Genomic DNA, 14688 nt, shown 5'->3' with positions numbered 1-14688 from the left:
AACAATGCCGATGAGTGGTGGCCCGCTAGGAATGCAATTGATTCCGAGTGATGAAGACCATCTGATTCACCCAACATAAACCCCGGAAATTCCGGGGTTCTTGTTGATCTGCAGCTATCAGCCGCGCTTCTTCTTGACCTCGGCCATGCGCGGTTTGGTCTCAAGACCGCTCTTGTAGAGATTGTTGCGATCGAGATTTTTCACGTCCCGTTCCCCGCATAAGGCCATGGTGATATCGAGTTCCTTGCGGATAATTTCCAACGCTTCGGTGACACCCTGCTTGCCGCCTGCGCCGAGGCCGTAGAGAAATGCCCGGCCGATAAAGGTACCTTTGGCGCCGATCGCGAGGGCTTTCAATACATCCTGTCCGGACCGAATGCCGCCATCGAAAAGTACTTCGATCTTGTCACCTACGGCATCAACAATATCGGCGAGAACAGAAATCGATGATGGCGCGCCGTCAAGCTGGCGGCCCCCGTGATTGGATACGATAATGGCATCAGCGCCGGTTGAGACCGCCATTTTTGCATCCTCCACATCGAGGATTCCCTTGATGATGAGTTTGCCGCCCCAGCGTTCCTTGATCCATGCGACATCATTCCACGACAGGCGCGGATCAAACTGTTCCGCAGTCCAGGTCGACAGCGATGATAGGTCTCCAACACCCTTGGCATGACCGACGATGTTGCGGAATGTGCGGCGCTGCGTCTTGAGCATACCGATGCACCAATGCGGGCGGGTGGCCATTTGCCAGATATGTTTCGGCGTGAATTTCGGCGGGGCGGAAAGACCGTTGCGAATATCCTTGTGACGCTGGCCGAGAATTTGCAGGTCGAGCGTCAGAACCAGGGCGGAACACTTGGCCGCTTTGGCGCGATCGATCAGATTGTAGATGAAGTCACGGTCGCGCATCACGTAGAGCTGGAACCAGAACGGCTTGGTCGTTGCCGACGCAACGTCCTCAATCGAACAAATACTCATGGTTGAGAGCGTGAAGGGAACACCAAACTCTTCGGCCGCCTGAGCTGCCAGCATCTCGCCATCCGCATGTTGCATGCCGGTAAGTCCGGTGGGCGCGAGAGCGACTGGCATCGAGACCTTCTGGCCAATCATGGTGCTTTCAAGTGTCCGGTCGGTCATGTCGACAGCGACACGCTGGCGCAGCTGAATCTTGCGGAAATCTTCTTCATTGGCGCGGTAAGTGCTTTCGGTCCACGCACCCGAGTCGGCATAGTCGAAAAACATTTTTGGTACGCGGCGCTGCGCGATTTTTTTCAGATCGGCGATTTCAACTGTCTTTGGCATTTTTCCGTCCCGAAGCCCTTTGATCCGTTGTTCTCATACTAATGGATGCTCCAATGCAAGTGCCAGAACGAAATTCCTGCCGTCGGTCTGATACATCATATACGAGTACATACTTCATAGATAAATACGATGACAAGGGTTTGTCTTCACTCCAAAAATTTCGCTATGGTCTGCAATAACGCTGAATGGTGCACCAAAGGATATGATTCGATGCCAAAACAACCGGTTCTCGTGCTCGGTCCGCTTATGCCTTATTTACTCGAGGAGCTGGAAAAGCGTTATGCTGTCGAGAGACTCTATGAGGAAAAAGACGCTCTACACTTTCTGCAGCAAAATGCAGGGCGCTTCCAGGCGGCTGTCACAAGCACCTTTACGGGTCTGAAGGCAGACATGATAGACCTGTTACCTGCAGTTGAAATCGTTTCTTCCTTTGGCGTCGGCACCGATTCCCTGGATGTGGCCTATGCAAACAAGAAGGGGATCAAGGTTGCCAATACACCAGACGTGCTTAATGAGGACACCGCGAACATGGCGATCTCGTTGTTGCTCGCCACGACCCGGGACATTGCCGCCAATGATCGTTTCGTGCGGGATGGGCGTTGGGCCAAAGGCGAAACGCCGCCGCTAGCGCAGGGAATTGAAGGCAAAAGGGTCGGGCTCGTCGGGCTCGGGCGTATCGGTAGCGTTATTGCGGAAAAACTCCTGGCCTTCGGCTGTGAGGTGACCTACCACACTCGCAACAAAAAGCCGGACGTTTCCTACGCTTACTACCCTGATCTGGTTGCTATGGCCCGTGATTGCGCCGCCTTGATCGCGATCCTGCCGGGCGGCGACGCAACCCAGGGCATTGTTTCCCGCGAAGTGCTAAAGGCTCTTGGACCGCAGGGCACATTTATCAATATCGCACGCGGAACCGTGGTTGATGAGGTGGCGCTGGTGGAACTGCTGCAATCGGGCGAGCTCGGCCGTGCCGGACTCGACGTATTTGTAGACGAGCCGAATGTTCCCGAAGCCTTGTTTGCACTGAGTAACGTTGTTCTGCAACCGCATATGGGCAGCGCGACGGTCGAAACCCGGAAGGCCATGGCCGACCGGGTTGTCTCCAATCTCGAAAAATATTTCGCAGGTCAATAGGACTGCAATGCCGTGATGTTTATCCGAACACCACGGTCTTGTGGCCGTTGAGCATGACGCGGGATTCGAGGTGCTTCTTCACCGCCCGTGCCAGCACCCGGCTTTCGATATCGCGGCCGGTGGCCACAAAATCCTCGGCGCTCATCGCGTGGCTGACCCGTTCGGTCTCCTGCTCGATGATCGGACCTTCGTCGAGGTCCGGGGTGACATAATGCGCGGTGGCACCGATCAGCTTGACACCGCGCTCATGCGCCTGGTGATAGGGCTTGGCGCCCTTGAAGCTGGGCAGGAACGAATGGTGGATGTTGATCACCTTGCCGAACAGCCGCTTCGACAGATTGTCGGACAGCACCTGCATGTAGCGGGCGAGGATGACGAGGTCGGCACCGGTGTCCTTGACGATCTGCAGCAGCGCCTCTTCCTGTTCCTTCTTGTTGTCCCTGGATACCGGCAGCACGTGATAGGGGATGCCCTCATGCTCGGCAAAGCGGCGGCTGTCCTCGTGGTTGGAGACGATGGCGGCGACATCGGCATCGAGCCAGCCAACCTTGATCTGGTAGAACAGATGCAACAGGGCATGGTCGAACTTCGACACCATGATGATGATCTTCGGCTTCTTCGCCTGATCGACCAAAGTGGTCTTCATGTCGAAGCGGTCGATGGCGGGCTTGAGGGCACGTTCCACATCGTCTTTGGTCGTGCCTTCAGCTGCAGTGAAGGCGATGCGCATGAAGAAGCGATTGGTCTGCCGGTCCCAGAACTGGTTGCTCTCCGCAATATTGGCATCCATCCCGGCAAGTTCTGTCGTCACCGAGGCAACGATGCCAGGCTTGTCTTCGCAGGAGAGGGTGAGGACGTAATTCTTGTCTGGCATGGGAACTCCGGATGCAGGCGATCTGAACTCGCTGGATCATAAAGAGCAGCGTTGAAACGCGTCGACACAAAAACGAAGCGCTCAGTCCTTTTTCCGGCATCCGTCCGCCCGGTCAAATGATCTTCCTTCAACCGGTCGTGAGTTTTTGACCTCAGACCTCAGGCTTGGTCCCATACCAGCGCGGCGTATAGACCCATTTGCCACCGTCGATACGGTCAAAACTGCGGGTGAGGGAGGAACCAACGATGATCACGGTTCGCATGTCGACCTGTTGCGGGGTCAGCTCTGCGAGTGGAATGACCCGCAAGGATGCCCCGGGCCGGCCGATATCCCGTCCGAGTACGATCGGCGTTTCCGGGCTGCGATACTGGCGCAGGATTTCGATGGCACGTGGCAGTTGCCACGGACGCGGCTTGGAGATCGGGTTGTAGAAGGCCATGGCGAAGTCTGCTTCGGCAGCCAGTGCTATGCGCTTTTCGATAATGTCCCATGGCTTAAGGTTGTCGGATAGCGACAGGATGCAGAAATCATGACCAAGCGGTGCGCCACTATGACTGGCCGCGGCGAGCGCAGCAGAAACACCTGGCAGGATCTCGAGGTGCACATTGTGCCAGGTGGGATCGTCGGAGTCGTGCAGAGCCTCAATCACAGCCGCCGCCATGGCAAAAACGCCCGGATCGCCGGAAGAAATCATCACGACCGAGCGGCCGGTTGCCGCAAGTTCGAAGGCATGACGTGCGCGCTGCATCTCCTCGCGATTATCGGTCATGTGCACAGTCTGGTCGGGGCGGAAAGGCCCCGCCATACGGACATAGGTCTCGTAGCCAAGGATAATTTCGGCGCGGGCAATCTCCTGTTTGACAACGGGAATCATGAAATCGGGATCGCCGGGACCAAGTCCCACAACTGCGAGTCTGCCCCGTTTGGGTGCGCCAGCGCCGATATCCTCTGAGGTGGCGGCATTGATGACCGGGTCTTTCCTCGGCTGAAAGATCAGCTCGCCTTCTTGTGGTGCAGCATCGGAAGTGGTCACGCGAATGAGAAGTTCGCCACTATCATCCAACGGTAGCCGCGCTTCCTTGAGCCACGGTGCATCTCCTTCAATTCGGACAGTTTTACCCGCAAGCAGATCAGAGATGAAAGTCTTGGCATCCTCTGGATTTTTCAAGATGAATTCCGGAGGCGGATTAAGCAGGCATGTGCCGAAGCGAAGCTCTCCCGACGTCGTGATAGCCGGCGCAACATCGAGAATCTGAGCAATCTGGCGCGCAAGAACGTTAACTCCCGCTGTGCCGCCCAGAAGCGGAACCACGGCGCTCCCATCATCGGCTACGGCAAGAACGGGCGGTTCTGCGCCCTTGTTGTCGAGAATCAAAGCCAGTGAGCGAATGGTGATGCCGGCAGCACAAAGCGCAATGATTGTCTGTCCGCTTTGGTAGTGCTCGCGGATCGTTTCACCAAAATTGCTGAAGCTCACATCGGCGCCCTCGACACGACCCTCAAACCCGTAGATGGCCGCACCGGGTAGGCCTGCCTTGATGCGGAGCGCGGTTTCCATGCCGAGCGCCGAAAGAACCAGAATTACGGGCATTCGCTACCGCCTTGCCATTTTTCACCTGGTACGAGAATGAGCGAAAAATAGGGAGAAGTGTCCGGATCCACCTCGGCAAGCGGAACTATGCGCTGCGCATCCATTGTTGCGCGTTCGACATAGAGCGCCCGGTCCATCAGACCGAGTTCCTCGATCACACCGCGTACCTTTGCAAGATTCTTGCCGAGCTTCATGATAGCGGCCGCTTCCGTGGCCCCTAGCCGTACCTTCAAGTCTTCCGAAGGCAGGACTCCCGACAGGACGGTCAGCGTCTGATTGCGATAGACAAGGGGCGCGCCGAGCACGGCGGCGCCGCCCAGAATGGAGCACACGCCCGGCACGACTTCGGTTTGATAATCTTCTGCCAGCCGGTCATGGATATACATGAAGGAGCCATAGAAGAAGGGATCACCTTCTGCGATTACCGCCACATCCTGCCCCGCATCGAGATGCGCACGCAGGACGCCGGTGATCTCACCATAGAAATCGCTGACAATGGCTTCGTAATTCATGTGCGCAGGCAATATTTCGGTTGTGACCGGATAGATGAGGGGCACCAGCAACTGATTATCGTTGAGATAGCGCTCGACGATGGTCAGTGCATTGCCCTTCTTGCCCTTGGCGGCATGATAGGCGACGACGGGCGCAGCTTGCAGCAGCCGCAACGCCTTCAATGTGATGAGTTCAGGGTCGCCGGGGCCAACGCCCAGCCCGAAAAGCCGGCCTGGTTGCGGCATCATTCTTTCTCCGAAGCAAGCGCGTTGATCGCGGCCGCGGCCATGGCACTGCCGCCGCGCCGTCCATGCACCACGACATAGGGAATGCCTCGGCTGTTTTCGGCAAGCGCGGCCTTGGATTCCATGGCGCCGACGAAGCCGACGGGAAAGCCGAGAATGAGCGCGGGCTTTGGAGCACCTTCATCGATCATTTCCAGCAGGCGAAAGAGAGCAGTCGGGGCGTTGCCAAATGCGACAACCGCTCCGCGCAGACGCGGACGCCACAGCTCCAGCGCTGCGGCCGAGCGAGTATTGCCCATGCCGCGAGCCAACGCCGCAACCGAGGGATCGCTCAAGGTGCATATCACATCGTTGTTGGCGGGCAAGCGGGCTCTTGTCACCCCTTCTGCAACCATGCGCGCATCGCAAAGAACAGGTGCGCCGTTCAGCAAAGCGTTGCGGCCCGCCGTGGCGGCATCTTCGGAAAATGCCAGATCCTGGATCACATCCACCATGCCGCAGGCATGGGCGACGCGCACGGCGAGTTTTTCCAGATCGGCCGGAATACGGCTGAGATCGGCTTCGGAACGGATGATGGCGAAGGAGCGATCATAGATCGCCTGACCGTCGCGAATATAGTCAAGCATTGAATGGCCCCCCAGAGCCGGAATTTTTGCCGATCAGTTCGGCGGCTTCCTCGATAGTGACGTTCGCAGCCAATAGCTTGCCAAAACGCGACGGTCCATTGGTCGCGCGCAGAAAGATGTCATAATGCCCGGCTGACGTTGCGACCAGTGTAACCGGCGTTGCGGATGGCGAGGCGCAGGATTTGCTGCAACCACTCATGTGAACCTGGGGAACGGCGGTTCTATCGCTTAGCAGTGTAGCGAGCTTCAGCCCGTCCGCTTGGGTGGCGGCCAATCCGGAACCGCATCCCGCGGAACCGGAACAACTCACCATCGTCGCAAGAGGCAGCCGCGGATCGGCGTTAAGACCAAGCGATTCGAGATCGACCAAGGCGCTTGTTGCGCGGTCGCTACGGACCTGAGGCAAGAGAATGCTCTGCCAAGGGGTCAGGCGCAATTTGCCGTTGCTGGATCTGTCGGCGACATCCGCAAGCGATCGCAAAAGATCCGGACCGAGCCGGCCAAGTCGGGGCATGGCACCGACGAGGCAGTTTGAACCATCGAATTCGGGCAGGATGCCAAGATGCCCGTTCTGCCGGGGCAGCGCCCTGCGCCAGCCGGCAGGTTCTTCGCTCGCAACCGGAAAACCAAGGCGTTTTTCAAGCTGCTCGACGAGACCATCGCTCCCGGCATCAGCAACCAGATGGCGCAGGCGGGAAGCGGCAGGATGCGACCTGTTCCAGTCGATAAACAGATCGAGAATCGTGGTGACGAGTTCGAATGCATTCTCGGCAGGGATGATCCCGAGGGCTGGCTGATCGCAGGTCGCCGTTGGCGGCACGCCAGCAACGCCAAAGGCGTAGCGCGGCGATTGGTTGCCGGGATCGATTGGGCTCAACCACAGATCATGAGGGTGTTCAACCATCGCCAGCCACTCGCCACCATCAATGAGCATGCAGAATTTTGGTGACAAAGTTTGGTATGACGGGTTCGTTTGCAGCGTTGACAGCAAACGGGCTGCCATAGGCTTCACATCAACCTTATTCTTGTCGAATCCGGCGATCGGGCTGATCATGATGTTGCGAACGTCGTCCCCCTTGTCGGTCAATGGCCCGAGGTCAGCGTCCAGCAGGGCGGCAATCAATGAATTGCCGGTTTCAGGACGAACACCCCTAATCTGCAGGTTGGCGCGATTGGTAATTTCGATAACGCCACTGCCGAAACGCCTTGCCGCATCAGCCACGCCCCTTGCCTGATCGGCGCTAAGGTCGCCGAAGGTCAGCTTGACCCTGCAAATTGAACCATCGAGTGCCTTGGCCATGCGAAACAGCCCTGGACAGGCGGAGCGCCGGTCTTCAATCCTTGATGGCAAGATATGTTTGGATAACAGGTCCATGGTATTCACGGTTTTACAGGATGGCTTGGTGTGTGCCAACCTTCTGATTGCGAGTGGCTTCGTTGACCGATCGAATGCTTTCGGGCATGCATAACACTAAGAATTCATGGAATGATAATGGCGCAGTGGCTGACAATCATTGGGATTGGCGAAGACGGATATGGCGGGCTCGGCCAGAACGCCCGGGAGGCGCTGGGTCGGGCGGAAACCGTTTTTGGCGGTAAACGGCATCTTGAGCTCCTGCCATCAGATATAATGGCGGAACGCATTGCCTGGCCGATGCCGTTTTCAGATGCCTACCCCATGTTGCGCGCCCTGCGCGGGCAACATGTTGTTGTACTTGCGAGTGGCGATCCGATGCATTTCGGTATGGGCGCGACGCTGACGCGCTTCATCGAACATGATGAAATGCGGATACTTTCGGCCCCCTCGTCATTTTCATTGGCAGCAGCTGCAATGGGCTGGCCGATCCAGGACTTGCAACTTCTGAGTGTTCACGGCAGGCCAGTTGAGTCCCTGTTCAAGGCGTTTGTGCCTGGCGCAAGGCTGCTTGTTCTCAGCAATGACGGGGACACGCCAGCGCAAGTGGCGCGAATGCTAAGCCAAAGCGGCTTCCCGTCAGCGCATTTGACCGTATTGGAACACATGGGCGGTGGCGCTGAACAACGTATAGAGGGCGTTTCCGGTACTTGGAATCATCCGCGCTGCGCCGACCTCAATGTGTTGGCGGTGGATTGCGGTGTGCCCACATCATCCGCTCGCGCCTATTCAGTATTGGCTGGCCTGCCAGATGAGGCTTTTGAAAATGATGGGCAATTGACAAAACGGGATATTCGCGCGGTCACTCTGGCGCATCTTGGGCCGCTGCCGGGCGAGTTGCTCTGGGACGTTGGTGCAGGCTGTGGATCGATCAGTATTGAGTGGATGCGGGCGCATGCGGCATGCAGGGCACTTGCCATTGAGGCCAATGAAAATCGTCAGGGTCTGATCTTGCGCAACAGCCGGGCCCTCGGCGTGCCGGATCTCCAGATCGTCTGCGGTGGGGCCCCGGCGGCACTGGCCGGTCTCGCGGTGCCCGACGCAATTTTCATTGGCGGGGGCGTCACCGATGAAGGCGTGATGCAAACATGCTGGCAAAGTCTGAAGCCCGGCGGCAGGCTCGTGGCCAATGCCGTGACGATCCAGAGTGAAGTGGCGCTGGTCGGCTGGCGGGAGGTCTTTGGCGGCGATCTCACCAAGCTCACGGTGTCGCACGCGCAGCCGCTGGGTAGTTTTGATGCGTGGCGAGCCGCTTTGCCAGTGACGATCTATTCCGTTCGCAAACCGGATTGATCTGATTGTTGATGTCGAGCGCGCGACAGGATGGCGACAGGTTTATGTCGTCTAAGGAGTGCGGGAGATTGCAATTTGATGCGAATTCATATTCAAACGGCGCATAAACCTCGGCCGTCCGGGAGTTATCGCTGCCCTGAATCCCCATCGTCTAAAGCAATCAGGGAGTCTCAAGCAGGATTTAAGTATGGCAACCTATAAATATTTCATCTGGCCGTTTCTTTTTACGTTTGTGGGACTGGCGCTCGGCACATGGATCGGTTTCGTATATTCCGGAACTGTGCAGGGCGCGCTTTCGGTACTGTTTATCTGCGCGGTCCTGGGAATTCTCGAAATCTCACTTTCTTTTGACAATGCGATCGTCAACGCCAAGATATTGCGTGATATGACGCCTGTCTGGCAGCATCGCTTCCTGACCTGGGGTATCATCATTGCCGTATTCGGCATGCGAATCATTTTTCCCCTTGCGATCGTGGCGATTGCCGCCTGGATTGATCCCATATCCGCACTAAAGCTGGCCATATCCAATCCGTCGGAATATGCCCGCATCATGCAGGAGGCACATGTCGCCATTGCCGCCTTTGGCGGGACGTTCCTGTTGATGGTGGGGCTCAAGTTCTTCTTTGATCATGAAAAGGACGTGCACTGGATCAAGGTGGTTGAAAGCCACGCTTCGCGGTTTGCTTCTGTGCAAGGCATCGAAGTCGCTGTAGCGCTTAGCCTGATCATTTTCTTCTCGCAGCAATTGGAAGGTGTAGAATCCATTACATTTCTGACCTCAGCGATCTATGGACTTCTTACATTCCTCATTGTTGAAGGCTTGGGCGCCATCCTCGATGCGACGCAGGAACAGATGGATTCCATTCACAAGGGCGGCCTTGGGGCGTTCCTCTATCTGGAAATGCTGGATGCCAGCTTCTCATTCGATGGTGTTATCGGCGCTTTCGCACTTTCGACCAATCTGTTCGTGATTGCCATCGGCCTTGGCATTGGGGCATTCTACGTGCGTGCGCTGACTATCATGATGGTGGACAAGGAAACGCTCGGCCAGTACCGCTATCTGGAACACGGCGCTTTTTATGCGATCCTTGTTCTGGCAGTGATCATGTATTGCCAGACGCTCTTCCATATTCCGGAAGTGATAACAGGCGTTATCGGTGCCGCTTTGATTTTTCTCTCGCTTTGGTCGTCGATCGTCTACCGGCGACGCAACGGGGAAACACAGGAGGCTTGAAGAGCTGCCAACGGGATGCAATGAAAAATACGTGATTAGATCCGGAACGCCTTCTAACGATTGAATTTTCCTGCCGAGAGGAGAATTGTCTTATGGAACTCGATCCCCAGAACGCGTTATCGGCTATCCAGGCGGGCATTCGTCAGGCCAGTGCCCTTATCGTGACCTATTCGTTTTCGGTACTTGGGGCAGTTCTCCTGCTGGTCATCGGATTTGTCGTCGCCGGCCTCGTGGAGCGGTGGATATATGCCGGGCTTGGACAGGTCAGCGGTTTCGACCTGACATTGCGACGCTTCTTCTCGAAGATTGCCCGCTACGTCGTGCTTGGGCTCGTCGTTGTCATGGTACTTGGGCAGTTTGGTATCCAGACAGCTTCCGTTATTGCCGCCATCGGTGCGGTCGGCCTTGCAATCGGTCTGGCGCTGCAGGGCACGCTGCAGAATATCGCAGCCGGGATCATGCTGCTGGCGCTGCGGCCACTTCGGATAGGCGAATATGTGGAAGTGGGCAGTATTGCCGGAACGGTTGAAGAGATCGGACTTTTCGCTACGCGATTGCGCGCTGCCGACGGCATCTACGTTCTTGCTCCCAATTCGACCCTGTGGACGCAACCAGTCAAAAACTTCACGCGAAATGGAGTCCGTCGCAACGACATCACGATTACGGTTCCAAACGCCGACAATATTGACGGAATTCAGAAAACCCTGCTCGGCTTGGCGGAACGGGATGTACGGGTTCGGAAGGAACCGGCCCCGACAGCTTTCGTCGCGGAACTTGGCGATAGCACCATGGACATCACATTGCGCTACTGGACGTCTGTAAGTGATTTCCTGTCAGCCAAAGTGGAATTGAACAAGAGCGTGAGGAACATTCTCAACGGCAGTGCGAAATGAACGGCCAGTGGGCCGCCGGTTCAAGGGCGGATTTCTTCCACTGTGGCTGAATGTAGCATTGCACAATATTCATGCATGCGCAAAAATAAGGCATGAAGGCTGCCTTATCCATCATGATCTTTGACGAAAACCGCATACGCGCCTCCATCATCGAAGAGGGGTTGCGGGAGGCGGGGCATGATCAAGTGGTGGTGCTCAACGATATCGTTGGACTGGCACGCCAGATCGAGGTGATCAGCCCGGATGTCATTGTCATCGATATCGAAACGCCAAACCGCGACATGCTGGAGCATTTGTTTCAACTGACGCGTTCTGTGCGTAAACCCATCGCCATGTTTGTCGATCGTTCCGATAGTTCGTCTATTGAAGCCGCGGTGGAGGCGGGCGTTTCGGCCTATGTGGTCGATGGCCTGAAGAAAGAGCGCGTAAAGCCCATTCTCGATATGGCCGTTAGCCGCTTCAAGGCATTCAGCCGGCTGCAGCAGGAACTGGCAGATGCCAAAAGCGCGCTTGAAGAGCGGAAAATCATCGAACGCGCCAAGGGCATTCTGATGAAGTCGCGAAAATTGTCGGAAGACGAGGCCTATGCGCTCTTGCGCCAGACAGCAATGAACGAGAAGAAAAAACTTGCCGATATTGCGCAAAGCGTCGTCATGGCCGCGGCAATTCTGGGAAGTTAGGAGCAGTCATGAGTTTCATCCGTACTGGGATTGAAAGAAGCGATGGGGCCCGGCTCGCAATGCCAGCTGCGATACGCAGCGAAGGAACGCGGCTGGTTCGTGCAGGATTCATTCCGCTTGTCGACGCCTCGGTGCTCATAGCAGCCGCGGAATTCGGCTTCGCTGCACGTGAAGGCATTCAGCTTGACCTGGTCAAGGATGTCTCCTGGGCCAATATACGCGACCGGCTGGCGTTCCGGCAGTTCGATATCGCACATATGCTCGCACCCATGCCCGTTGCGTCGGCGCTTGGACTTGGTTCCAACCCCTCGCCGGTGATCACACCCTTTTCCCTTGGCCGTGGTGGCAACGCCATTACACTATCGGTGCAGCTCTATCGCCGCATGCAAGCCAAGGCTGGTTTGACCGGGCATGAGGATGCGCTTGCCAATGCCAAGGCGCTCAAGCTGGTAATCGAGGAAATGCGGGAAAAGGGCGAGGCCCTACCGGTTCTGGGCATGACTTATCCATTTTCGTCGCACAATTACGAATTGCGGTACTGGCTGGCGGCGGGGGGCATTCATCCTGATCATGATGTGAAACTCGTCGTCGTTCCGCCGCCGATGACATCGGATGCTTTGTCGGCCGGTGCAATCGATGGGTTCTGCGTGGGAGCGCCGTGGAACATGGTGGCGGTAGCGCGGGATGTCGGCCGGATCGTTGCGGTCAAGGAAGACATCTGGCCATCAAGTCCGGAAAAAGTCATCGGAATGCGGCCCGAATGGGCCGCGCAGAATCCGGAGATCTTGTCACGGTTGCTCGTCGCGCTCGATCGCGCGGCAGCCTGGTGCGATGTTTCCGATAATCGGAGCGAACTGGGGCACGTACTCGCTGAACCGCGCTATCTGGATGCGCCATTCGACATTGTGCACCGCGTCTTGCTCGGCAGATTTACAACAGATCCTGATGGAACCGATCGGACCGTTCCGGAGTATTTTTCCTTCCATCGTGAAGGTGCCAATTTCCCCTGGATCAGTCAGGCGCAATGGATATTCAGCCAGATGGTGCGGTGGGGGCAGGTGGCCTATTCGCCGGAGACCAGCCAGCAAGTGTCCTCAGCCTTTCGTCCAGACCTGTATCGGCATGCTTTGGGCCCGCGTTCCGATATTCCATCCGATGATCTGCGGATCGAGGGCAATGCGACCGATGACGGATTTATCGACGGTGCTGTATTCGATCCGCAGCGTATTGCCGGTTATCTGCAGGGGTTTGATATCGCCAGCCTGGATACACGTTCGGTTGCCCCAAATGAGATTTGAGCGTGGCAAAAAATTGTGCTCTGCACAATAAATTGGCATGGCTTTGATGCAATTGCACAAATGGCTCGCTTTGGATTCCCGACTACGCCACTTAGCCTGACGGCTACTTAGTTAAATAACCATTGAATAACAACAAGTTATATTTTCTCCGTCAAACTGGCACGCGGTTTGCATAACTATTTCTGTTCCGTCAATGATGACAGGAACCGCAGGCACCGGCATCGGGTGCTTCAAAGACATCGACGTCGCTTGGCAAGTTCGTTCCACCAGTCTGGTTCTGGGGAATACGCTTCATCCAGCGGCGTTTTTTTATTGGCTGAACCGGCTGCAAAAGGCCGAAGCGTTTGAGGATCACGATGAAAGACAATCTGCCAATGGGTATTGAAGCAGGAGAGTCGCAGCGAGCCCTGTGGATATCAACTACTGCATTCACGATCTGTTTTGCCGTGTGGACGATCTTTTCGATCATCGGCATTCGTATCAAACAGGAACTCAATCTCAGCGAAGCGGAGTTTGGACTTCTTGTCGGCATGCCGATCTTGACGGGATCGGTCATCCGCGTCGTGCTGGGTGTGTGGACCAGCCGTTATGGCGGACGGGTTGTCTACACGGTTACGATGCTGGCGGCCGCGCTCGCTACGTTCCTCCTCGCCTACGCAAGAACCTATCCAGAAATGCTGATTGCCGGTCTCGGCGTCGGCATTGCGGGTGGGTCGTTTGCCGTTGGTGTTGCTTATGTATCTCCCTTCTTTCCGCCGAATAAACAAGGCACCGCGCTTGGCATCTTCGGTGCTGGCAATGTTGGTGCCGCTGTCACCAAGTTTCTCGCCCCACTTGTCCTTGTTGCTTTCGGATGGCAAGCGGTCGCCGAAATATGGGCTGCTGCTCTTGTCGTCATGGCAATCGTATTCTGGTTCACGACGACAGACGATCCGGCTTACCGGGCGCGCGCGCGTGGTAAAGACCGGCCAAAGAGTTTTCTCCATGAGCTGGCACCCCTGAAAGATCTTCGTGTCTGGCGTTTCTCGCTCTATTACTTCTTTGCCTTTGGGGGCTTTGTCGCCCTTGCGCTCTGGCTCCCGCGCTACCTCGTCGGCGTCTATGGATTTGGAATCGAAGCAGCAGGCATGCTCGCTGCAGCCTATTCGATCCCTGGCAGCATTTTCCGCGCCTATGGCGGTGTCCTCTCCGACAAGATCGGCGCGCGCAAGGTTATGTATATGACACTTGCCGCCGGGGGCGTAGCCACTCTCATTCTCTCGCTGCCGGCCGCGCAAGCCTCGCAACCAGTGCCTCTGGCCATAACGCCAACTGTGTTCGTTGCCGTGATCTTTGTCCTCGGCTTTTTCATGAGCCTCGGCAAGGCTGCGGTCTACAAGCATATCCCGGCCTACTACCCCAACAGTGTGGGCGCTGTCGGCGGTGTCGTCGGCATGGTTGGTGGGCTTGGAGGCTTCATCCTCCCGATCGCGTTCGGGCTAATGAAAGACCTGACGGGCCTGTGGTCGAGCTGCTTCATGCTGCTCTTCCTTATCGTCGCGATCTCTCTCATCTGGATGCATGTCTCCATCCGGCAAATGCAACGCCCTGCCTTCGCTTGAATATCGGT

13 protein-coding genes are annotated in these 14688 nt (G+C 56.5%); 7 read left to right on the top strand and 6 right to left on the bottom strand.

Annotated elements, in window-relative coordinates; translation table 11 throughout:
- Positions 1–117: 117 nt before the first annotated feature.
- A complete protein-coding gene (locus tag CU103_RS26300; protein ID WP_106666987.1) occupies positions 118–1305 on the bottom strand; it encodes an alpha-hydroxy acid oxidase in 1188 nt (395 codons plus the stop codon).
- Positions 1306–1515: 210 nt separating this feature from the next.
- On the opposite strand from CU103_RS26300, the gene CU103_RS26295 reads away from it, so the two are divergent.
- Positions 1516–2439: a 2-hydroxyacid dehydrogenase gene (locus CU103_RS26295; protein WP_106666986.1), complete on the top strand. Its 924-nt coding sequence runs from the start codon at positions 1516–1518 to the stop codon at positions 2437–2439.
- Between the two features lie 19 nt (positions 2440–2458).
- Here CU103_RS26295 and purU read toward each other — a convergent pair whose 3' ends face one another.
- From purU to cobG, 5 genes are all read right to left on the bottom strand, one after another.
- The gene (gene purU, locus CU103_RS26290; RefSeq protein ID WP_106666985.1) at positions 2459–3313 is read right to left on the bottom strand and encodes a formyltetrahydrofolate deformylase; all 855 of its coding nucleotides are present in this window, start codon (positions 3311–3313) and stop codon (positions 2459–2461) included.
- Positions 3314–3464: 151 nt separating this feature from the next.
- Positions 3465–4904, bottom strand: coding sequence for a precorrin-3B C(17)-methyltransferase (cobJ, locus tag CU103_RS26285; RefSeq protein WP_106666984.1), 1440 nt, complete (start codon positions 4902–4904; stop codon positions 3465–3467).
- The gene (locus CU103_RS26280) at positions 4895–5641 is read right to left on the bottom strand and encodes a precorrin-2 C(20)-methyltransferase (RefSeq protein WP_106667051.1); all 747 of its coding nucleotides are present in this window, start codon (positions 5639–5641) and stop codon (positions 4895–4897) included. The genes cobJ and CU103_RS26280 overlap by 10 nt, the downstream gene beginning before the upstream one ends.
- Positions 5641–6267 carry a precorrin-8X methylmutase gene (locus CU103_RS26275; protein ID WP_106666983.1) on the bottom strand — a complete coding sequence of 209 codons (627 nt, stop codon included), beginning with the start codon at positions 6265–6267 and terminating at the stop codon, positions 5641–5643. The genes CU103_RS26280 and CU103_RS26275 overlap by 1 nt, the downstream gene beginning before the upstream one ends.
- On the bottom strand, positions 6260–7642 hold the full coding sequence (gene cobG, locus CU103_RS26270; RefSeq protein WP_106666982.1) for a precorrin-3B synthase: 1383 nt from the start codon (positions 7640–7642) through the stop codon (positions 6260–6262). Before cobG ends, CU103_RS26275 begins: the two co-directional genes overlap by 8 nt.
- 117 nt (positions 7643–7759) lie before the next feature.
- On the opposite strand from cobG, the gene cbiE reads away from it, so the two are divergent.
- The 6 genes from cbiE (at position 7760) to CU103_RS26240 (ending at position 14680) form a co-directional block, all read left to right on the top strand.
- Positions 7760–8974 carry a precorrin-6y C5,15-methyltransferase (decarboxylating) subunit CbiE gene (cbiE, locus tag CU103_RS26265; RefSeq protein WP_106666981.1) on the top strand — a complete coding sequence of 405 codons (1215 nt, stop codon included), beginning with the start codon at positions 7760–7762 and terminating at the stop codon, positions 8972–8974.
- Between the two features lie 187 nt (positions 8975–9161).
- A complete protein-coding gene (locus CU103_RS26260) occupies positions 9162–10208 on the top strand; it encodes a DUF475 domain-containing protein (RefSeq protein WP_106666980.1) in 1047 nt (348 codons plus the stop codon).
- A gap of 92 nt (positions 10209–10300) precedes the next feature.
- Positions 10301–11101, top strand: a complete 801-nt coding sequence (locus CU103_RS26255; RefSeq protein WP_106666979.1) for a mechanosensitive ion channel family protein — start codon at positions 10301–10303, stop codon at positions 11099–11101.
- Between the two features lie 92 nt (positions 11102–11193).
- Complete coding sequence (locus CU103_RS26250; RefSeq protein ID WP_106666978.1) at positions 11194–11781, top strand: ANTAR domain-containing response regulator; 588 nt, start codon at positions 11194–11196, stop codon at positions 11779–11781.
- An 8-nt stretch (positions 11782–11789) separates the two neighbouring features.
- Complete coding sequence (locus tag CU103_RS26245) at positions 11790–13079, top strand: CmpA/NrtA family ABC transporter substrate-binding protein (RefSeq protein ID WP_106666977.1); 1290 nt, start codon at positions 11790–11792, stop codon at positions 13077–13079.
- A 356-nt stretch (positions 13080–13435) separates the two neighbouring features.
- Positions 13436–14680, top strand: coding sequence for an MFS transporter (locus CU103_RS26240; RefSeq protein WP_106666976.1), 1245 nt, complete (start codon positions 13436–13438; stop codon positions 14678–14680).
- The last annotated feature ends 8 nt before the right edge of the window (positions 14681–14688 follow it).

The organism is Phyllobacterium sophorae, from assembly GCF_003010965.1.
In the GTDB taxonomy this organism is placed as follows: Bacteria; Pseudomonadota; Alphaproteobacteria; order Rhizobiales; family Rhizobiaceae; genus Phyllobacterium; species Phyllobacterium sophorae.
This window is presented reverse-complemented; position numbering and strand designations above follow the sequence as displayed.

What these genes read in the sequence shown, in the direction of transcription:
- CU103_RS26300 (WP_106666987.1), bottom strand. Translation starts at nt 1,305, where the DNA reads ATGCCAAAGACAGTTGAAATCGCCGATCTGAAAAAAATCGCGCAGCGC.
- CU103_RS26295 (WP_106666986.1), top strand. Translation starts at nt 1,516, where the DNA reads ATGCCAAAACAACCGGTTCTCGTGCTCGGTCCGCTTATGCCTTATTTA.
- purU (WP_106666985.1), bottom strand. Translation starts at nt 3,313, where the DNA reads ATGCCAGACAAGAATTACGTCCTCACCCTCTCCTGCGAAGACAAGCCT.
- cobJ (WP_106666984.1), bottom strand. Translation starts at nt 4,904, where the DNA reads ATGCCCGTAATTCTGGTTCTTTCGGCGCTCGGCATGGAAACCGCGCTC.
- CU103_RS26280 (WP_106667051.1), bottom strand. Translation starts at nt 5,641, where the DNA reads ATGCCGCAACCAGGCCGGCTTTTCGGGCTGGGCGTTGGCCCCGGCGAC.
- CU103_RS26275 (WP_106666983.1), bottom strand. Translation starts at nt 6,267, where the DNA reads ATGCTTGACTATATTCGCGACGGTCAGGCGATCTATGATCGCTCCTTC.
- cobG (WP_106666982.1), bottom strand. Translation starts at nt 7,642, where the DNA reads ATGGACCTGTTATCCAAACATATCTTGCCATCAAGGATTGAAGACCGG.
- cbiE (WP_106666981.1), top strand. Translation starts at nt 7,760, where the DNA reads ATGGCGCAGTGGCTGACAATCATTGGGATTGGCGAAGACGGATATGGC.
- CU103_RS26260 (WP_106666980.1), top strand. Translation starts at nt 9,162, where the DNA reads ATGGCAACCTATAAATATTTCATCTGGCCGTTTCTTTTTACGTTTGTG.
- CU103_RS26255 (WP_106666979.1), top strand. Translation starts at nt 10,301, where the DNA reads ATGGAACTCGATCCCCAGAACGCGTTATCGGCTATCCAGGCGGGCATT.
- CU103_RS26250 (WP_106666978.1), top strand. Translation starts at nt 11,194, where the DNA reads ATGAAGGCTGCCTTATCCATCATGATCTTTGACGAAAACCGCATACGC.
- CU103_RS26245 (WP_106666977.1), top strand. Translation starts at nt 11,790, where the DNA reads ATGAGTTTCATCCGTACTGGGATTGAAAGAAGCGATGGGGCCCGGCTC.
- CU103_RS26240 (WP_106666976.1), top strand. Translation starts at nt 13,436, where the DNA reads ATGAAAGACAATCTGCCAATGGGTATTGAAGCAGGAGAGTCGCAGCGA.